The organism is Sphingobium sp. VMM, from assembly GCF_056790315.1.
In genome coordinates, this window is sequence record NZ_JBXGSI010000021.1 from 68,272 (window position 1) to 88,222 (window position 19,951).

The following is a 19,951-nucleotide window of genomic DNA, read 5'->3' on the forward strand; positions in this document are numbered from 1 at the left end:
CGGATTTCCTTGCCAGTGGGATGCGGGCACGGCACACCCTGCGCTCCAGATCCGTTGAGAGGTTGCCCATGTCCGCTTTTCCCCGCCGATCGATCGCGCTTGCCGCTGCCCTTACCCTCCTGCCGCTGGGCGCGGCCGTCGCCCAGCATGCCGGCCATGGCGCCGATCCGGTGGCAGCCGCCATCGGCGCGTCCAGCCGCACCCCGGCCAATGTCGCCCGCGACAAATATCGCCATCCGCAGGAAACGCTCGCCTTCTTTGGCGTGACGCCGACCCAGACGGTGGTGGAATGGGCGCCGAGCGGCGGCTGGTACACGGAAATCCTGGCGCCGCTGCTGCGCGACAAGGGCAGCTTCTATGCGCTCCAGCCCACCGGCCGCTATCTTGACGGCTACAAGAAGTTCCTGGCCGAAAAGCCGCAGGCCTATGACAAGGTGAAGCTGGTCGCCTATCCCGAGGAAGCCGCCAGCATCCCGGCCAACAGCGTCGACACCGTGCTGACCTTCCGCAATGTCCACAACATGGTCATGGGCGGCAGCGAGGATGCGACCTTCAAGGCCTTTTTCGCCATGCTCAAGCCCGGCGGCACGCTGGGCATCGTCGACCATCGCCTGCCCGAGGATCGCGACACGGCGCTGGAAAAGAGCAGCGGCTATCTCAAGGTCTCGACCATCCGCCGCATCGCGGAAGGCGCGGGCTTCGAATATGTCGGCGCATCGGAAGTGAACGCCAATCCCAAGGACACGGCCGACTGGGAAAAGGGCGTCTGGACCCTGCCGCCCACGCTGCGTAACGGCGAAGTTGACAGGGCGAAGTATGTTGCGATCGGCGAAAGCGACCGCATGACGCTGAAATTCCGCAAGCCGCTCAAGTAAGAAACCCGACCCAGCCCGGTTGCGCCATCGCGTAACCGGGTTAAGGAAGCGGCGTGTCCAGCGCCGCCGCCCCGTCCCGCCCGCATCGCCCGCTCTTCGCCATCGGCCTGCGCCTGGTCGCGGTCATCTGTCTGGCGGTGATGTTCGTGACCGGCCGGGTTGCCGACGCCCATGGCGTCCATCTGGTCGAAACCCTCTTCTACCGTCAGGCGCTTGCCCTGCCCGTGGTCTTCGCCTGGCTGGCGATGAGCAGCGGCATCGGCGCCATCCGCACCCGGCGGATCGGTGTCCATGCGACCCGCATGGTCATCGGCCTCACCGGCATGGCGCTCAACTTCTTGTCCTACATCCTGTTGCCGCCGGCCGAGGCGACGACGATCGGCTTCACCATGCCGATCTTCGGCACGATCCTGTCGGCGCTGATCCTGCGCGAGCCGACCGGCCTCCATCGCTGGGCTGCGGTCCTGATCGGCTTTCTGGGCGTCCTCATCATGGTCCGGCCCGAAGGCGGCCATTTCCCGCCGATGGGCGTTGCCGTCGCCATCACCGCCGCGCTGGTGACGGCCAGCGTCAGCCTGGTGCTGCGGGAACTGGGCCGCACCGAGAGCGCGGGGGTCGTCGTCTTCTGGTTCACGGCCCTGTCGGTGCCGCCGCTCGGCATCGGCATGCTCTTCTATGGCCAGCCGCATGACGCGCAGACCTGGGGCCTGTTGCTGATGATCGGCCTGTTCGGCGGCATCGCGCAGCTTTGCCTCACCGCCGCGCTGCGCTGGGCGCCGGTGTCGGTGGTACTGCCGATGGATTATAGTTCGATCCTGTGGACCACGCTGCTGGGCTGGGCGATCTGGGGCGACTGGCCGATGTGGACGACCTGGGTCGGCGCCGCGCTGATCATCGCCAGCGGCCTCTATATCGCCTGGCGTGAACATCGCCACGCCAGGCGTATCGCGACGGCCTAGGCCAGCAGTTCCGCGTCCAGGCTGATATCGGCCTTCAGCAGTTTCGATACCGGGCACCCGGCCTTCGCCTTCGCCGCCAGTTCCTGGAAGGTCGCGTCGTCGGCGCCGGGGACCTTGGCCTTCAGGGTCAGCTTGCTTGCGGTGATGGCAAATCCGCCCTCCTGCTGCTCCAGCGTGACGACCGCGCTCGTCTCCATCTTCTCCGCCGTCAGTCCGGCTTCGCCCAGGATCAGCGACAATGCCATGGTGAAGCAGGAGGCATGGGCCGCCGCGATCAGTTCTTCCGGATTGCTGCCCGGCATGCCCTCGAACCGGGTGGCGAAGCCATAGGGATAGGCGTCGAGCGCGCCGCTCTGGGTCGAGATCGTGCCCTTGCCGTCCTTCAGGCCGCCGCTCCAGGCCGCCGAACCGCTGCGATTGATCTTCATGCCGATGCTCCTTGCTGTGAAGCGGAGGAACCCCAGCGGTTCCCCATGGTTGCATCAGAATAGAATGTTTTTGCAGGAGAGTGACAATGGCCGAGATGATGAGCGCGCATCGCCATGACCTGATCGCGTCCGACCGGGTCGAGGGCACCGCCGTCTACAACCGCCAGGGCGACAGGCTTGGCAAGATTTCCCATTTCATGGTCGACAAGCGCAGCGGCCATGTGCGCTATGCGCTGCTGTCCTTCGGCGGTTTCCTGGGCATGGGCAATGAACATTATCCCCTGCCCTGGTCGATGCTGGCCTATGATATGGACAAGGGCGGCTATGTGATCGAACTGGCCAAGGAGGTGCTGGAACAGGCGCCCCACTATCTGGACGAGGACCGGCCGGCCTTCGACGATGCCTATGGTCGCAACGTCTACCAATATTATGGGCTGATTTACCCCTGGTAGCTTTTTCCTGCCCGTTCAGGGGCTTGATGCGGGCGCGCGGCCATGGGGTCGACGCGCCCGTTTATCTGCCATTCAGGTTGCCCAGATTCTGACACATTTCGGCGCTCACCCATTGTCTACCAGATGAATAGTATTATTTTGGGAGGCTCAGAATATAGGACGAGGATAAGGATAATGGAGCGATTCGGACATTCGGGTGACGCGCGCCAGCCGGTCGTGCTGACCATCCCCGGCCTCAACAACAGCGGCCCGGATCATTGGCAGACATTGTGGGACAGCGGACGCGGCGATTGCCAGCGCGTCGATCTGGGCAGCTGGGCCAGCCCCAATCGCAATGCCTGGGTCACGCGGCTCGACGCCGCCATTCGCCAAGCTGACGGCCCGGTCATCCTGGCGGCGCACAGCCTGGGCTGCCTGGCCGTCGCCTGGTGGGGCGCCCTGCAAAGCCAGGCCTATGGCTGGCCGGTGACCGGCGCGCTGCTGGTGGCGCCGCCCGATTGCGACCGGATGGAAACACCCGAGACGATCGGCGGATTCGGCCCGACGCCGCGCACGCCCCTGCCCTTCCCGTCGATTCTCGTCGCCAGTCGCAACGACCCCTATATCTTCTTCGAACGCGCCCACAGCATCGGCAAGAATTGGGGCAGCCAGTTCGTCGATGCCGGCCATAGCGGCCATATCAACGCGGATTCGGGGCTGGGCGCCTGGGGCTTTGGCCAGGCGCTGCTGGAACGGCTGATCGACAATGCGCAGGAACAGGCGTCCGCCGTGCGCCAGATGCGGCCGGCCATGCCGATGGCGCGGCTTGATCGCCCGTCCGACGGGCTGCGCATGACCAGCTGATATCGGCCCCAGACATCGCCGGGGCGCGACAAGAGAATCTTGCGCGCCCCTTATATTTGCTTTTTTGTCTACTAATGCAGTTGAGTTAAAACGCGGCCAGAGGGATGAACATGACCGAACATAGAACCATCGAACTTCGCCACAGCCGCGCCGAAGGCCAGCGCCCCGACATCATCGCCAGCATCGACAAGGTGCGCGACGTGCTGGAAGGGCTGCGCTTCGGCTCCATCACATTGACCGTCCACGACGCCCGCGTCGTGCAGATCGACGTCACCGAAAAGACGCGCCTGACCGCCTGACCGATCAAGGGAGGGCAAGCGCATAGATCAGGGCATGTCGGGGATGACATGCCGATGCGGCACTGGGGACGCCGCATCACCAGAAACGACCCCAGCACGGCTTTGACCGGACCACCGGAAACGCCGCGATCAAAACTCACCGGACCTCCGGAACCAAGGGGAAGAACATGATTGCGCGTTTTCTGTTGCTCGCCAGCGTGGCGAGCGCTTCATTTGTCACGCCTGCCGCCTTTGCGGCCGAAGCCGCCCAACCCGCTGCCGCCGATGACCAGCAGGCCAGCAGCCCACGCGGCGACGTGATTGTTGTCACCGCCCGCCGCCGTCAGGAAACCGCGCAGGAAGTGCCCCTGGCCATTTCCGTGGTAAAGGGCGACAGCATCGAGGCGACCGGCAATTTCAACATCGTGAAGCTGCAGCAGCTCGCACCGACGCTGCAGGTCTACACCACCAATCCACGCAACACCTCGGTCAACATCCGTGGCCTTGGCGTGCCGTTCGGCCTTACCAGCGACGGCTTTGAACAGGGCGTCGGCATCTATGTCGACGATGTCTATAACAGCCGCGTCGCTGCCGCGACCTTCGACTTCCTCGACGTCAACCAGGTGGAAGTGCTGCGCGGTCCGCAGGGCACGCTCTATGGCAAGAACACCACGGCGGGCGCGATCAACATCACGACCAACCAGCCGACCTTCGACTTCGAGGGGCGCGCCGAACTGACGGTCGGCAATCTCAACTACAAGCAGGCGAAGGCCGCCATTTCCGGCCCGCTGACCGACACGATCGCCGCCCGCATCGCCGTCGCCGCGACCAGCCGCCGCGGCACGCTCTACAATGTGACCAGCCAGCGCTGGATCAACGAGCAGGACAATCTGGGCATTCGCGGCCAGTTGCTGTTCCAGCCGACCGAGGATTTCAGCCTCACCTTGTCGGGCGACTATAGCAAGCAGGATCCCGAATGCTGCGGCACGACCTTCGTGCGCGTCGGCAAGACCCAGCGTCCGCTCAATCGCCAATATGATGCACTGGCCGCTGCGCAGGGCTATGTCGTGCCCAGCCGCAACCCCTATGACCGGCTGACGGACCTCGATTCCAACCTCAATGCCGGCAACAAGATCGGCGGCGTGTCGGCCAAGATCAAATGGGATGTCGGCCCCGGCACGCTGACGTCGGTCACCGCCTGGCGCTTCTGGGACTGGAAGCCGGAAAATGACCGCGACTTCACCGGCCTGTCGATCGTCTCCAAGTCACAGAACCCCTCGCAGCAGGACCAGTATAGCCAGGAATTCCGCTATAATTACGAAAGCAAGGACATCGACTTCGTCGTCGGCCTGTTCGGCTTCAAGCAGCGGATCGACACCCAGGGCACCGAACAGCAGGGCGAAGATGCCGCCCAGTGGAGCCTTGCCCCCTCGACCGATCCGAACAACCCCGCCAATATTCCGGCCACTCTGGCCGGCCTGACCGCCAGCAACACGCAATGGCTCAAGGCCGACAGCGCCGCCCTTTTCGGCCAGCTCAGCTGGAAGGTCACGGACGCCCTGACCATCCAGCCCGGCGTGCGCCTGAACTATGACAAGAAGTCCGGTTTCTACCAGCGTGTCGTCACCAACGCGCAGGACCAGTCCATCAGTTGCACCACGGTTGCGGAGCCCGGCACCATCAAGGGGACGACGCAGCAGTGCGGCGTTTACCAGCCCCAGGTCAGTTCCCCGTCCGACAGCGCCTGGAACTTCACCTACGACTTCAACGTCAACTACAAGATCGCGCCGGACGTGCTGGCCTATGCGACCTATGCGAAGAGCTTCAAGACGCTGGGCATCAACCAGAATGGCCTGCCGCTCAACGCCGACAACACCGTCAATTACGACGCCAGCACGGTGAAGCCGGAATCGGTCAATCATTATGAGATCGGCCTCAAGACCCAGTTCCTGGATCGCCGGGCGACCTTCAACCTCACCGCCTTCCGCACCGACATCAAGAATTTCCAGGCAACCGTGAATGGCGGCCAGTTCGGCACGGTGCGCGGCTATCTCGCCAATGCCGGTAAGGTGCGCTCGCAGGGGATCGAGGCGGATTTCAAGATCGTCGCCAGCGACCGCTTCACCGCCTATGCCAATGGCGCCTTCACCGACGCCAAGTACAAGAAGTTCGTCGACGCCCCCTGCCCGCCCGAATTGTCCGGCGGCACCTATCAGCCGTCGGGCGCCACCCCGGATTATTCGCAGCCCGGCGTCCCCGGCGCACTCAGCCCGCGCCAGTGCGACATTTCGGGGCAGAACCTGCCCGGCGTGTCGAAATGGGCCTTCTCCTACGGCGCGGAATATAACATCCCGGTCACGTTGCTGGCGAAGGACGGGCAGCTTTATCTGGGCGTCGACGGCAATTACCGTTCGCGCTGGAACAGCAATGCTTCGCCATCCATCTACACCGAAGTGAAGGGCTATGCCCTGACCAACGTCCGCGCCGGCTTCCGCGGCGAAGGCTTCGATGTGTTCGGCTGGGTGCGCAACGCCTTCGACGTCAACTATATCGAAAATCTTCAGGTCGCGCCGGGCAATACCGGCCTGATCGCCGGCCAGGTCGGCGATCCGCAGACCTGGGGCGGCACGATCAAATTCTCCTTCTGATCCGATCGGACACGGACGGGACGGCCGGCCGGCGCGCGCATCATGCCGCGCCGGCCGGTCCGGCATTTGCACGCCGCCCCGCGCTGGGCTAGACCGCGCCCCATGTCCACGACCTTCACGCTCGACACCGCGACCAGCCGCGCCAATCCCACGCCCGCGCCGATGAAGCGGCTGACCGTGCCCCAGATCCAGCGCCGCAAGTTCGAGGGCAAGACCGACGAGCCGCTGGTGATGCTGACCGCCTATACCGCGCGTCAGGCGCAACTGCTCGATCCGCATTGCGACATGCTGCTGGTCGGCGATTCGCTGGCGCAGGTCATCTATGGCCTGCCCTCCACCCTGCCGGTCACGCTCGACATGATGATCGCCCATGGCGCCGCCGTGGTGCGCGGCAGCTATCACAGCGTCGTTCTCGTCGACATGCCCTTCGGCTCCTATGAGGCATCGCCGCAGCAGGCCTTTGCCAGCGCCAGCCGGGTCATGGCCGAAACCGGCTGCGCCGGCGTCAAGCTGGAAGGCGGCGAGGCGATGGCGGAGACGATCCGCTTCCTCACCCAGCGCGGCATCCCGGTGATGGCCCATATCGGCCTGACGCCGCAGGCGGTGAATGCGCTGGGCGGTTATGGCGCGCGCGGCAAGAGCCAGGAGGAACATGCCAAGATCCTGGGCGACGCCAAGGCCGTGGCCGCTGCCGGCGCCTTCGGCATGGTGGTCGAAGGGGTGATGGAGGAACTGGCCGACATCATCACGACCAGCGTCGACATACCCGTGATCGGCATCGGCGCATCGGCCCGTTGCGATGGCCAGGTGCTGGTGGCGGAGGACATGCTGGGCATGTTCGAACGCACCGCCCGCTTCGTGAAACGCTACGCCAACCTTGCCGAAACGATCAGCCAGGCGGCGGAAAGCTATGCCGCGGAGGTGCGCAATCGCAGCTTTCCGGGCGATGATCAGGTCTATCGGCCGAAAAAGTGATTTGCGAGTCTCTGCCACGCCGCTAATGATCCCGCCTTCCGGCTGCCCCTAATGACCATTTTTCGGAGATTCCCGTGGCCCTGACGCCGCAAAACAGCGAAGCCTTCATGCGGGAGGTCGATGACGCCGTCCGCCAGGACCAGCTCCTGACCTTCTGGCAGCGTTATGGCCGCGCCCTAGCCGTCCTGCTGATCGTCGGCCTCGCCGCCTTCGGCGGCTGGCTCTACTGGCAGCATTACAGCAAGACCCAGTCGGAAGCCGTGTCCGAACAGATGGACAAGATGCTGGCAACCGCCGTCGGCGGCGGCACGCCCGATGCCAAGGATATCGACGCGCTGGCCAAGGCCAGCCAGCCCGGCTATCGCGCCTCCGCCCTGCTGGTGAAGGCCGGCCTCGCCGCGCGCAAGGGCGACAACAAGGCCGCGATCGAAGCCTATAAGGCGATGGCGGCGGACAGCTCGCTCGACCAGCCCTATCGCGACCTGGCCCTGATCCGTCAGACCACGATCGAATTCGACGCGCTCAAGCCGCAGCAGGTGGTCGACCGCCTCAAGCCCCTCGCCGTCGAGGGCGCACCCTGGTTCGGCAGCGCCGGCGAACTGGTTGCCATCGCCTATATGAAGATGCGCAAACCCGAACTGGCCGGCCCGATGTTCGCGGCCATGGCCAAGGACGAGAATGTGCCCCAGTCGATCCGTTCACGTGCGCGACAGATGGCGGGGCTATTGGGAATTGATGCGGTCGAAACGCCCGCCGAACCGGTACAGGGATAAGCAAGCGCATGGCTAAGCACAGCATCACGAAATTCGGCCCGATGGGCCGTACCCTGACCACCGTCGCCCTGGTTGCGATGCTGGCGGGCTGCGGCGTGGTCGGCGGCAAGAAGGGCGGCCCCAAAACCCCGGTGGTCGGCAACCGCACCTCGATCCTGTCAAACGAACAGGGGATCGAAGTCGATCCGACCCTGGCCGACGTGCCCGTCACCCTGCCCGAATCCTACGCCAATGACCAATGGTCGCAGCCGGGCGGCGATCCGTCCAAGGCGATGGGCCATCTGGCGCTGGGCGCATCGCCGCAGCAGGCCTGGACCGCATCGATCGAAGGCAGCACGCCGCAAGCGCGCCTTGCCTCCGCACCCGTCGTGTCCGGCGGCAAGCTGTTTGTGATCGACGCCGGCGCCCATGTCATCGCGATGGATGCCAACACCGGCCAGAAGCTGTGGCAGACCAGCCTTCCGGCCGAAGGCAATGGTCGTGCCCTGTTCGGCGGCGGCGTCAGCGTCCTGGGCGATAAGCTGTTCGCCAGCACCGGCGTCGGCGACGTCGTGTCGATGAACGTGGCCGATGGCTCGATCGGGTGGAAGGTCCATCCCGGCGGCCCGCTGCGCGGCGCCCCGACGCTGGAAAATGGCCATGTCTATGTGATGGGCCAGGACAACCAGATCTTCGCCCTCAACCAGACCGACGGCGCCACCCAGTGGACCGACAGCGGCACGCTGCAGGTGACCGGCATTTTCGGCGTGGCCGCTCCGGCCGCTGCGCAGGGCACGGTGATCGCGGGCTACAGCTCGGGCGAGATCAACGCCTATCGCTATGAAAATGGCCGTACCCTTTGGGGCGATGCGCTCTCGCGCACCAGCATCTCCACCGCCGTTGCCTCGCTGACCGACATCGACGCCGATCCGGTGATCGACCGCGGCCGCGTCTTCGCGATCGGCCAGGGCGGCCGCATGGCCTCCTACGAACTCACCAGCGGCCAGCGCCTGTGGGAAATCAACATCGCCGGCATCTCCACCCCCTGGATCGCAGGTGAGTGGGTGTTTGCCGTCACCAGCGATGCCAAGCTGCTCTGCGTCGCCCGCGCGACCGGCAAGATCCGCTGGATCAGCCAACTGCGCCGCTGGCAGAAGGAAAAGAAGAAGGACAAGGCGATCCGCTGGACCGGCCCGGTCCTTGCCGGTGGCCGCCTGATTCTGGTATCGACCCATGGTGATCTGAACTATGTCGATCCGGCGACCGGCACCATCCAGCAGGCAGTGGACATGAACAAGTCCATGTCGCTCTCGCCGGTGGTCGCCAACAACATGCTCTACATCCTTGCCGATGACGGCAAGCTGACGGCGCTGCGTTAAGGGCAGCGATAGAAAGGAAACGGGCCCACATCATGCTGCCCACAGTTGCCATTGTCGGGCGGCCCAATGTGGGCAAGTCCACCCTTTTCAACCGCCTGGTCGGCAAGAAGCTGGCGCTGGTCGATGACCAGCCCGGCGTCACCCGCGACCGGCGCGAGGGCGAGGCTCATCTTCTGGGCCTCGACTTCACCATCATCGACACCGCCGGCTATGAGGATGAAGATCCCCATAGCCTGCCCGGCCGCATGCGCATGCAGACCCAGGCGGCGGTCGAGAATTGCGACGTCGCCCTGTTCATGGTCGATGCCCGCGCCGGCATCACCCCGCTGGACGAGGAAATCGCCCGCTGGCTGCGCGAGGGCGATGCCCCGGTGATCCTGGTCGCCAACAAGGCCGAGGGCAAGGCGACCGAAGCCGGCGTCATGGAAGCCTTCATACTGGGCCTGGGCGAACCTATCCCCTTCTCCGCCGAACATGGCCAGGGCCTGGCCGACCTGTTCCAGGCGCTGCTCCCCTATCTCGAACGCGAGGATGGCGAGGAGCATGAGAAGGAATTTTACGAGGACGAGGAGAGCGCCCCGCTCAAGCTCGCCATCGTTGGCCGTCCCAATGCCGGCAAGTCGACCCTCATCAACCGGCTGCTCGGCGAAAATCGCCTGCTGACCGGGCCGGAAGCCGGCATCACCCGCGACAGCATCGCCGTCGACTGGATGTGGACCAGCTATGAGGGCGAGGAACGCCCCGTCCGCCTGATCGACACCGCCGGCATGCGCAAGCGCGCCAAGGTGCAGGACAAGCTGGAAAAGCTGGCCGTTTCCGATGGCCTCAACGCCGTGAACTTCGCCGAAGTCGTGGTGCTGCTGCTCGACGCCACCCGCGGGCTTGAAGCGCAGGATCTGCGCATCGCCGACAAGGTGCTGGAGGAAGGCCGCGCCCTCATCGTCGCCCTCAACAAATGGGATACGGTGGAACATGGCTCGGCCCTCTATCAGGGCATCAAGCAGGCGCTGTTCGACGGCCTGGCGCAGGTCCGCGGCGTGCCGATCATGACCGTGTCGGCCGCCACCGGAAAGGGGCTCGATGACCTGATCAAGGTCGCGTTCGAAACCCGTACCGCCTGGTCGCAGCGCATTTCGACCGGCGTGCTCAACCGCTGGTTCGAAGCCGCGCTGGAGGCCAATCCGCCGCCGGCACCGGGCGGCAAGCGGATCAAGCTGCGCTACATCACGCAGAACAAGACGCGCCCGCCGACGTTCGTTCTGTTCGGCACGCGGCTTGACGAACTGCCCGAAAGCTATCGCCGCTATCTGGTGAACGGGATCCGCAAGGAACTGGGCTTCGGCGCCGTGCCGGTGCGCCTGACGCTGCGCAGCGCCAAGAACCCCTATGCCAAATGAGGCGGGCGGCCCCGATGCCGCCCCCTTTTATGTCGACGCCAGGGGCATGAAATGTCCCTGGCCCGTCCTGCGCGCCGCCCGAGCGATGCGTGACGCAGATCATGTGACGATCGATGCCGATGACGCTATCGCCCCGCGCGAGTTGGCGGCCCTGGCGCAGCAGCATGGATGGCAATTTTCCGCCCTTTCCCCGCAGCGTTTCGCGCTCAGCAAGGTGCCGGCTTAACCGGCTGTTTACGCCCGCCGGCTAATCTCGCGAGCGTCAGGAAAGGAGTGCGCAGGTGCCCGAACACGCTACCGAACTGGTGGACTGGAACGATTTTGCCCGGACCCGCACGGAGCTGGGTACGGCCTTCATGCGCATTCTGGGCTATTTCCGCGAAGATGGTGAAAAGGCGATCGGCAGCATCGAGCAGGCCTTTCGCGATCGCGATGCCGTCTCCCTCGTCCGTCCGGCCCATACGTTGAAGGGCGAATCGGCTCAGTTCGGCGCCCATCGGCTCAGTGCCATGGCCGAAGAGATCGAAATGGTCGCACGCCGCTGCGTCGAGTTTCGCGAGAGCCCGGACGAACTGATCGAGACCGTGGTGGCGCTGCGCCCCTGCTTTACCGAGACCATGGCCCTGCTCGATCGCGACGCCAATCCGCTGGTCGCGCGCCGTCCCACCTTCGGCCGCCGCGTCGAACCACAGGGCTTTGGTCGCGCCGGCTGATATTCGGTATTGAAATAAAACTGACCATGCCCCCATATGGCGGCCATGACCCGCTTCTCCGTCCTTGATCTCGTTCCTGTCCGCGAAGGCAGCGACGTGTCCGCCGCCCTTGCCGACGCTGCCGATCTGGCGCCCCATGTCGAAGCATTGGGCTATCACCGCCTCTGGGTGGCCGAACATCATGGCATGCCCGGCATCGCGTCGGCCGCCACGGCCGTCGTGCTCGCCCATATCGGTCAGGCGACTTCATCCATCCGCATCGGCGCGGGCGGCATCATGCTGCCCAACCACGCGCCGCTGCTGATTGCCGAACAGTTCGGCACGCTGGACGCGTTGTTCCCCGGCCGCATCGACCTGGGCCTGGGCCGCGCGCCCGGTTCCGACCAGAAGGTGTCGCAGGCCATCCGCCGCAGCCTCAGCGGCGGGGCCGACCAGTTCCCCCGCGACGTGCTCGAACTCCAGGCCTATTTCGCCGGCGACGATCGGCTGGGCATTCAGGCCACGCCGGGCGAAGGCGCCAATGTCCCGCTCTGGATTCTCGGATCCAGCCTCTACGGCGCACAACTGGCGGCCGCGCTCGGCCTGCCCTACGCCTTTGCCTCCCATTTCGCCCCGGCCGCGCTGGACGAGGCGCTGGCCATCTATCGCCGCGACTTCCGCCCTTCGGCCCAGCTTGACCGCCCCTATGCCATGGCCGGCTATAATATCTTCGCCGCCGACAGTGCGGCGGAGGCGGAACTGGTCGCCAGTTCGATGCAGCAGGCCTTCGTGCGGCTGCGCACCGGCCAGCCCGGCAAGCTGCAACCGCCGCTGGCAGGCTATTATGACAGCCTGCCGATGCAGGCGCGGGCGATGCTGTCCGATGTCCTGAGCGCCTCCAGCATCGGCACCCAGGCGGATGTCGAGCGCGACCTGGCCGCCTTCATCGACCGCACCGGCGTGGACGAGGTGATCATCGCCGCCCAGATCTTCGATCCGGCGGCGCGCAAGCGCAGCTATGAAATCGCCATGGCAGCGGCGCAGGCGATCGCCGCCCGCGAACTGGCCTGATGCCTCAGGTGGCGGCCAGCCGGCCGCCACTCATCAGCCCGGCCATGGTCGGCGACAGGCGCTGCATCAGGTTGCCGATCAGGATCACCACCGCCAGCACCAGGAAGGGCTGGGCGATCAGATAGAGCGGATAGAGCGGCGATCCGAGCGGACCGAACAATTGCCCCAGTAGCGGCCCGCCCAGCCAGATCAGGATCAGATGGGCGCAGAAGAGGAAGAAGGCATAGGGCTCGACCCGCATCAGCAGGCCGCGCGCCGGGCTTTCCGCCAGTGCCCAGGCCAACCGCCAGAAGCAGAGCGATGCCGCCATGCGCACCGCCATGTCGAGGCTCGCCAAGGCCAGCGGCGCCAGCCCCGCCCCGCCCTTGAGCGAGACATAGAGTTGCGCGCCCATCAGCAGGCCGAAGGGCAATGAAGCTGCCAGCATCGGCACCGCCGCGGCCCGGTCCGCCCAGCCCTCGCGCCGGGCCAATATGCCGATGGTGAAGAAGAAGAGGATCGACGGGCGCATCAGCACCGGCGGCCCGAGCCCCGCAATCTGGCATGACAGCGCCGCCAGCGCGACCGCCATCAGCATCCAGTTGGGCAACCGCACCAGCAAGGGCGCGGCGACCATGCACAGGAACAGGTCGCGCAGGAACGGCATCTGGACATTGATGTCCGGATTGCGGTTGATGATGAACAATTCCTCGGCGATCCAGCCGCCCGACTGCGGCACCGGCGCCGACAGGCCCAGCAGCCAGGCCGCGCCCGACACCAGCAGGATCGCCACCGCATTCCACAACAGCATCGGCAGCAGGATCGTCCGCGCCTTGCGCCCGACATGATCGAGCCAGTTGCGCGTGCGCGCCGACCCGCCGACCAGCCAGCCGGAGATCAGGCCCAGCAGCGGCACCGCGCTACGGCCGAAAATCTCCATCAGCACCCAGCGCAGCCCTTCCTGCGGGGAGCCACGCAGCAATTCCAGATCCTGACCGTTCCGTCCGGTCCAGGCATGGACATAGACGACGCCCAGAATGCAGATCACACGCGCAATCGCGATCGCGTCGGAACGGCGCGTCGCATTGGCCAAGACGATATCGGGCAAGCAAAAATCCTGATTGTGGCAGGTTTCCAATGCCCGAAACCCGCTCCTGTTCCCCCTCCTGCGCGACGGAGCGAGCCGGAAGCGGGATCATGGGACGCATCAGCGCGGATTTCCGCGCTCCATGGGCCATTCCGCAAAGGGCATTTCGGCCCGTGGGTAATCCAATATTTACCTCCCCCCGATAGCAATCTGGTCGATTGCCGGACGCGTGCCGGCTGCGGGGGACAATAGAGGCTCATGACCCAGATGCCGGGCGCACATCAATTTTCGCACGACACGGGCGCTGCCGCATCGTCTGCCGGCCTGCACCAGGCGCTGGGCATGGTGTTCCAGATCGCCGGGTCGAGTTCGAAGATCCTGGTCGATCCCAACAGCCTCGCGGCGCTGGCCCATGATCCCGACACCTGCCTCGCCATGGCCGGCCAGGTCGGCAGCCAGGTGAAGATGCGGGTCGGCGATCGCTGGCTGATCGCCAATATCCGGTCACTGATGCTCGACCGGCGCGATGGCGGAGCGATCATCGCCGATATCGATTTTCTGGGCGAAGGCGATGAGGAAAAGCTGACCGGCCGCATCTACGGCTTCCGGCGCGGCGTCACCCGCTATCCCACGCCCGGCACCGACATCTATCCCGTGTCCAGCTACGACATGCAGCAAATCTATGCCGCCGACGACCGGCCGCATGTCCAGATAGGCACGGTCTATCCGACGATGGACACGCGCGCCGCGCTCTATGTCGATTCGATGCTGGGCAAGCATTTTGCGCTGCTCGGCTCCACCGGCACCGGCAAGTCGACCAGCGCGGCGCTGATCCTGCACCGCATCTGCGACCTGTCGCCCCAGGGCCATATCGTCATGATCGACCCGCATGGCGAATATGGCGCGGCCTTCCAGCAGAATGGCGCGGTGTTCGACGTGAACAATCTCGCCCTGCCCTATTGGCTGATGAATTTCGAGGAACATTGCGAGGTGTTCGTCACCTCCGAAGGCGCCGAACGCACCCAGGATTGCGACATCCTCGCGAAATGCCTGCTCGCCGCGCGGATGAAGAACCGTCTGGCCGAAAGCATCGGCCGCCTGACTGTGGATTCGCCCGTCCCCTATCTGCTGTCCGATCTCACCGCGATCCTGCAGAACGAGATGGGCAAGCTCGACAAGGGCACCGGGTCGCTCCCCTATTTGCGCCTCAAGTCCAAGGTCGACGAGATCAAGGGCGACCCGCGCTATTCCTTCATGTTCTCCGGCATGCTGGTGGCCGATTCGATGCAGGCCTTCCTCGCGAAGGTCTTCCGCCTGCCTTCTGGCGGCAAGCCGATCTCGATCATCGACGTGTCCTCCATGCCCTCGGACATCACCTCGGTGGTGGTCTCGGTGCTGTCCCGGCTGGTGTTCGACTATGCGCTATGGGCACGCGACGAACCCCAACGGCCGATCCTGCTCGTATGCGAGGAAGCCCATCGCTACATTCCCGCCAGCACCGCCGGCGGCGGTCAGGCGGTGCGCCGCATCCTGGAGCGGATCGCCAAGGAAGGCCGTAAATATGGCGTCTCGCTGGGCCTCATCACCCAGCGTCCGTCGGACCTTGCCGAAGGCGTGCTGTCGCAGTGCGGCACCATCATCTCGATGCGCCTCAACAATGATCGCGACCAGGCCTTCGTGAAGGCGGCGATGCCCGAAGGCGCGCGCGGTTTCCTCGATTCGATCCCTGCCCTGCGCAACCGCGAGGCCATCATCTGCGGCGAAGGTGTCGCCGTGCCGATCCGCGTCGCGCTCGACAATCTGGAAGAAGCGCGGCGCCCGGCTTCCGGCGATCCCAGCTTCACCCAGCTCTGGCGCCAGGCCGGCGGCGAGGACGACATCCTCACCCGCACCATCACCCGCTGGCGCAACCAGGGCCGCTGATCGGCGTATGGGCCTCAGCCGGTCGGCGCGATCCGACCGGCCGGTTCGGTTTCGCTATGCACCGCCTCACGGCATTCCTCTTCGTGCATCGGCACCATCAGCTTGGCCTTGCGCCAGCCGCCCTGCCAATAGACCAGAGCCGCGAGCGTCAGTGACACCGCCGACCCCACCGGGAAGCTCAGCCACAGCGCATCCGCGCCGATCCGGGGATAGGCGAGATAATAGAAGCCCAGCCGCACCGCGAAGAGGGTGAAGACCAAGATCAGCAGCGGTGCCACCACCACGCCATTGGCGCGCATCACCCCGAACAGGATCATGGTGCAGCCGAACAGCATGAAGCTCCAGCTCGCGAGCAACTGCATGTTCCAGGCCGCATCGATCACCGCCTGGTTATGGCTCAGGAACAGCGCCAGCAGCGCTTCATGGAAGATCAGGATGACGACCACCATCGCGCCGGTGATCGCCAGCAGATAGGATATGCCATAGCCGGTGATCCGGCTGATCCGGTCCCACCGACCCGCGCCGATATTCTGCGCCGCCATGGCGCTGACCGCCGCGCCCATCGCCATTGCCGGCATCTGCAGATAGGTCCATATCTGCTGCGCCGCGCCATAGGCCGCCGTCACAAGAAACCCTTCGCGATTGACCAAGCCGATCATCACCAGGCCGGACGTCGACATGACGATCATCTGCAGGCCCATCGGCAGGCCCTTGGTCGACAGCACCCGCATCTCGTCCATCGCGGGCTTGAGATAGCCAAGCTCCGCGCCGCGAAGCCGCAACGGCAGATCCTTGGCATAGGTATAGATGACGAGCGCGATCAGGCTGACGAAGCCGGCCGCCGCCGTTGCCGCCGCCGAACCGCCAATTCCCATGGCCGGGATCGGCCCCAGCCCCAGGATCAGCACCGGATTGAGCACCAGGTCGATCGCCACCGACAGGATCATGAAGATCAACGGCGTGCGCGCGTCGCCGGTGCCGCGCAACCCCATCATCATCATGACGCTCAGCAGCGAGGCCGGCATCGCGACGAAGATGACGCGCAAATAGGTCAGCGCCATGTCGAACGCCTCGGGCGGCGTCGCCAGCAGATGGAGCAGCGCCGGCCCGCCGAACCAGCCCGCCACCGCGACGCCCATGGCCAGCAGGAAGCAGAAGCCGACCGCCGAGCCGAAGGCCCGCCGCGCCGCATCCATGTCGCGCGCGCCGACCGCCTGCGCGATCATCACCGTCGACGCCATGCCGAAGCCGAACACGACGGAGAACATCAGGAACATGATGATATTGGCGTTCGCCGTCGCGGCGAGCGCCTGTGGCCCCAGGAAGCGACCGACCCAGATCGCGTTGATCGATCCGTTCAGCGACTGGAGGATGTTGGACGCTAGCGTCGGGATGGCGAACAGCAGCAGAGTGGAGGCGATCGGCCCCTGTGTCAGGTCCCGCGCCCCTTGTGCCCCTGCTGCCATTCGCCCTTACCCCTTATCCCCGATTGCGGCGCAGGCTAGGCGGCTCAGCCCAGCCGGTCCAGTGCCGCCTTCAGCCTTTCCGCCTCGGCGGTCTTTTCGGCATGGTCCTCGCGCGCCTTGGCCACGGCCTCGGGCTTGGCCTTCTCGACAAAGGCCGGGTTCGACAGGCGACCGCCCAGCGAGTCCCGTTCCTTGGCCGCCGCTGCCAGCGCCTTTTCGAGGCGGGTCTTTTCCGCCGCAATGTCGATCACGCCTTCCAGCGGCAGGATGAAGGTCGCCTCGTCGACGACGATCTGCGCCGCACCGCCGGCGACATCCTCGCCAAAGGCCAGGCTCTCGATCCGGCCCAGACGCGCCAGCGCCGCGCCCTGGCGATCCAGGCGGCCACGGGTTGCGTCCGCCGCATCGCGCACGACCATGCGCAGCTTGGCGCCCGGCGGCACGTTGAGTTCGGTCCGCGCGGTGCGGATCGCGCTCACAAGCCGGATCAGCCAGTCGATCTCGCCCTGTGCGTCGGTGTCGACCTCATAGAGGGCGACCGGCCACTCGGCCACGATCAGTTCCTGCGCGCGCTGCCCGGTCAACTGCCACAGCTCTTCGGTGATGAAGGGCATGAAGGGATGCAGCATGACCAGGATCTGGTCGAACGCCCAGCCGGCAACGGCCTTTGTCTCGTCGTCCATCGAACCCTTGGTGAGTTCGATATACCAGTCGCAATACTGATCCCAGACGAAGTGATAGATGGCGTTGGCGCCCGCGTCGAAGCGCAGCTCGGCCATGGCGGTGTCGATCGCCTGCACCGTCGCCACCGTTTCGGCAATGATCCAGCGATTGACCGGCAGCGTGGCGTGCGGCGCTTCGCGGCTGGCCGATGCGGTGACGCCATTGGCCTGCAGGAAGCGCGCCGCGTTCCACAGCTTGGTCGCGAAGTTGCGATAGCCCTCGACCCGCTTCTCATCCATCTTCACGTCGCGGCCCTGGCTTTCCATCGCCGCCATGAAGAAGCGTAGCGCGTCCGCGCCGAACTTGTCGATCAGGCCCAGCGGATCGACCACATTGCCCTTGGACTTCGACATTTTCTGCCCGTCGGCGGCGCGCACCAGGCCATGGAGATAGAGCTTCTTCCACGGCACATCGCCCATGAACTCCATGCCCTGCATCGCCATGCGCGCATCCCAGAAGAACAGGATGTCGAAGCCGGAGATCAGCAGGTCATTGGGATAATGGCGGCTGAGCGTCTCACTCTGTTCCGGCCAGCCCAGCGTGCCGAACGGCCACAAGGCGGACGAGAACCAGGTGTCGAGCACGTCGGGATCGCGCACCAGCTTCTTGTTGCCGGCCTGCAATTGTGCCTCTTCCTCGGTTTCGGCGACATAGGCATTGCCCTCGTCATCGAACCAGGCCGGGATCTGATGGCCCCACCAGAGCTGGCGCGACACGCACCAGGGCTGGATATTCTCCATCCAGTTGAAGAAGGTCTTTTCCCAGCTCTTGGGCACGATCTCGATCCGGCCGTCGCGCACCGCCTGCATCGGCGCCACCGCCAGCTTGCCGGCGTCGACATACCATTGGTCGGTCAGCCAGGGCTCGATCACCACGCCGGAACGGTCGCCATAGGGGGTCTGGATCGTGCGCGGCTCGAAATCGGCGGCGACGTCCTCGCCTTCCTTGTTCTTGGTGACGTGCGGAACCAGCAGGCCCAGCGCCTTCATCTCGGCGACGACGATTTCGCGCGCGCCGTCCACGCCGTCCTTCTTGAAGCGGTGCAGACCCAGGAAGCGATCGGGAATCAGCCCATCGGCGGTCTGCACGACATTGGCGTCGGCATCGAACATGTTGAGCATGTCCGCGGCCTTCATGCCAGCGCGCTTGCCGACCTCGAAATCGTTGAAGTCATGGCCCGGCGTGATCTTGACCGCGCCCGACCCCAGTTCCGGATCGGCATGTTCGTCGGCGACCACCTTGAAGCGGCGGCCGGTGATCGGCTGGAGAATCTCCTTGCCGATGACCGCCTGATAGCGGGCATCGTCGGGATGCACGGCGATCGCCATGTCGGCCAGCATGGTTTCCGGGCGGGTGGTGGCGACGACGATATGGTCGCTGCCATCGGCCAGGGTCACGCCGTCGGCCAGCGGATAGCGGAAGCGCCAGAAGCCGCCCTGCGTTTCCTTGGTCTCGACCTCCAGGTCGGAAATGGCCGAGCGGAAATGCGGGTCCCAGTTGACCAGACGCTTGTCGCGATAGAGCAGGCCGCGCTGGTGCAGTTCCACGAACACCTTGATGACGGCCTTGAAAAAGCCCTCGTCCATGGTGAAGCGCTCATTAGCCCAGTCCATCGAACAGCCCAGACGCCGCAGCTGGCTGGTGATCGCGCCGCCGCTTTCCGCCTTCCAGTCCCACACCTTGGCGACGAAATCGTCGCGGCTGAAATCGGTGCGCTTCTGCCCGGCCGCGTTCAGCTGCCGCTCGACCACCATCTGGGTCGCGATGCCGGCATGGTCGGTGCCGACCACCCACAGCGCATCCTTGCCGCGCAGCCGCTCATAGCGCACGACGATGTCCTGCAGCGTGTTGTCGAGCGCATGGCCGACATGCAGGCTGCCGGTCACGTTCGGCGGCGGATTGACGATGGTGAAGGGTTCGGCGCCCGGACGATCCGGGCGGAACAGGCCATTGGCCTCCCAATGCTGGTACCAGCGGGTCTCGATGGCGGCGGGGTCAAAGGTTTTGGGCAGTTCGGTCATGAT

18 protein-coding genes are annotated in these 19,951 nt (G+C 65.2%); 14 read left to right on the forward strand and 4 right to left on the reverse strand.

What is annotated here, in order from left to right; all coding sequences use genetic code 11:
• Positions 1 to 68: 68 nt before the first annotated feature.
• Together ACUCV3_RS22310 and ACUCV3_RS22315 are read left to right on the forward strand one after the other, a co-directional pair.
• Positions 69 to 875, forward strand: a complete 807-nt coding sequence (locus tag ACUCV3_RS22310; RefSeq protein ID WP_069336645.1) for a class I SAM-dependent methyltransferase — start codon at positions 69 to 71, stop codon at positions 873 to 875.
• A gap of 53 nt (positions 876 to 928) precedes the next feature.
• The gene (locus tag ACUCV3_RS22315; RefSeq protein ID WP_279729063.1) at positions 929 to 1,834 is read left to right on the forward strand and encodes a DMT family transporter; all 906 of its coding nucleotides are present in this window, start codon (positions 929 to 931) and stop codon (positions 1,832 to 1,834) included.
• Here ACUCV3_RS22315 and ACUCV3_RS22320 read toward each other — a convergent pair.
• Positions 1,831 to 2,262: an OsmC family protein gene (locus ACUCV3_RS22320; protein WP_279729062.1), complete on the reverse strand. Its 432-nt coding sequence runs from the start codon at positions 2,260 to 2,262 to the stop codon at positions 1,831 to 1,833. The two genes, ACUCV3_RS22315 and ACUCV3_RS22320, sit on opposite strands and share 4 nt — an antisense overlap.
• Before the next feature lie 86 nt (positions 2,263 to 2,348).
• On the opposite strand from ACUCV3_RS22320, the gene ACUCV3_RS22325 reads away from it, so the two are divergent.
• From ACUCV3_RS22325 to ACUCV3_RS22375, 11 genes are all read left to right on the forward strand, one after another.
• Positions 2,349 to 2,714 (forward strand): PRC-barrel domain-containing protein, encoded by a 366-nt coding sequence (locus ACUCV3_RS22325; protein WP_004210742.1) that lies wholly within the window; start codon positions 2,349 to 2,351, stop codon positions 2,712 to 2,714.
• 174 nt (positions 2,715 to 2,888) lie between these two features.
• Positions 2,889 to 3,557, forward strand: a complete 669-nt coding sequence (locus ACUCV3_RS22330) for an RBBP9/YdeN family alpha/beta hydrolase (RefSeq protein ID WP_010338566.1) — start codon at positions 2,889 to 2,891, stop codon at positions 3,555 to 3,557.
• Between the two features lie 110 nt (positions 3,558 to 3,667).
• A complete protein-coding gene (locus ACUCV3_RS22335) occupies positions 3,668 to 3,856 on the forward strand; it encodes a YezD family protein (protein WP_004210739.1) in 189 nt (62 codons plus the stop codon).
• A gap of 167 nt (positions 3,857 to 4,023) precedes the next feature.
• Entirely contained in the window at positions 4,024 to 6,483 is a 2,460-nt protein-coding gene (locus ACUCV3_RS22340) for a TonB-dependent receptor (RefSeq protein ID WP_482241155.1), read from the forward strand.
• Positions 6,484 to 6,585: 102 nt separating this feature from the next.
• Complete coding sequence (panB, locus tag ACUCV3_RS22345; protein ID WP_004210735.1) at positions 6,586 to 7,458, forward strand: 3-methyl-2-oxobutanoate hydroxymethyltransferase; 873 nt, start codon at positions 6,586 to 6,588, stop codon at positions 7,456 to 7,458.
• 74 nt (positions 7,459 to 7,532) lie between these two features.
• Positions 7,533 to 8,231 carry a tetratricopeptide repeat protein gene (locus ACUCV3_RS22350; protein WP_169859967.1) on the forward strand — a complete coding sequence of 233 codons (699 nt, stop codon included), beginning with the start codon at positions 7,533 to 7,535 and terminating at the stop codon, positions 8,229 to 8,231.
• A gap of 8 nt (positions 8,232 to 8,239) precedes the next feature.
• On the forward strand, positions 8,240 to 9,589 hold the full coding sequence (locus tag ACUCV3_RS22355) for a PQQ-like beta-propeller repeat protein (RefSeq protein WP_279729058.1): 1,350 nt from the start codon (positions 8,240 to 8,242) through the stop codon (positions 9,587 to 9,589).
• A 32-nt stretch (positions 9,590 to 9,621) separates the two neighbouring features.
• The gene (der, locus tag ACUCV3_RS22360) at positions 9,622 to 10,986 is read left to right on the forward strand and encodes a ribosome biogenesis GTPase Der (RefSeq protein ID WP_010338561.1); all 1,365 of its coding nucleotides are present in this window, start codon (positions 9,622 to 9,624) and stop codon (positions 10,984 to 10,986) included.
• Positions 10,976 to 11,212, forward strand: a complete 237-nt coding sequence (locus ACUCV3_RS22365; RefSeq protein ID WP_279729057.1) for a sulfurtransferase TusA family protein — start codon at positions 10,976 to 10,978, stop codon at positions 11,210 to 11,212. The genes der and ACUCV3_RS22365 overlap by 11 nt, the downstream gene beginning before the upstream one ends.
• Positions 11,213 to 11,267: 55 nt before the next feature.
• Entirely contained in the window at positions 11,268 to 11,699 is a 432-nt protein-coding gene (locus ACUCV3_RS22370) for an Hpt domain-containing protein (protein WP_010338559.1), read from the forward strand.
• 45 nt (positions 11,700 to 11,744) lie between these two features.
• Positions 11,745 to 12,749, forward strand: coding sequence for an LLM class flavin-dependent oxidoreductase (locus ACUCV3_RS22375; protein WP_279729056.1), 1,005 nt, complete (start codon positions 11,745 to 11,747; stop codon positions 12,747 to 12,749).
• 4 nt (positions 12,750 to 12,753) lie between these two features.
• Here the strand turns inward: ACUCV3_RS22375 and ACUCV3_RS22380 are convergent, their stop codons facing one another.
• Complete coding sequence (locus ACUCV3_RS22380) at positions 12,754 to 13,836, reverse strand: acyltransferase family protein (protein WP_017500501.1); 1,083 nt, start codon at positions 13,834 to 13,836, stop codon at positions 12,754 to 12,756.
• A 237-nt stretch (positions 13,837 to 14,073) separates the two neighbouring features.
• Here ACUCV3_RS22380 and ACUCV3_RS22385 point away from each other — a divergent pair, with 237 nt between their 5' ends.
• On the forward strand, positions 14,074 to 15,738 hold the full coding sequence (locus ACUCV3_RS22385) for an ATP-binding protein (RefSeq protein WP_037491025.1): 1,665 nt from the start codon (positions 14,074 to 14,076) through the stop codon (positions 15,736 to 15,738).
• A gap of 14 nt (positions 15,739 to 15,752) precedes the next feature.
• Here ACUCV3_RS22385 and ACUCV3_RS22390 read toward each other — a convergent pair whose 3' ends face one another.
• Both ACUCV3_RS22390 and ACUCV3_RS22395 read right to left on the reverse strand, forming a co-directional pair.
• On the reverse strand, positions 15,753 to 17,204 hold the full coding sequence (locus ACUCV3_RS22390) for an MATE family efflux transporter (RefSeq protein WP_279729055.1): 1,452 nt from the start codon (positions 17,202 to 17,204) through the stop codon (positions 15,753 to 15,755).
• Between the two features lie 44 nt (positions 17,205 to 17,248).
• Positions 17,249 to 19,948 carry a valine--tRNA ligase gene (locus tag ACUCV3_RS22395; protein ID WP_279776197.1) on the reverse strand — a complete coding sequence of 900 codons (2,700 nt, stop codon included), beginning with the start codon at positions 19,946 to 19,948 and terminating at the stop codon, positions 17,249 to 17,251.
• Positions 19,949 to 19,951 lie beyond the last annotated feature (3 nt).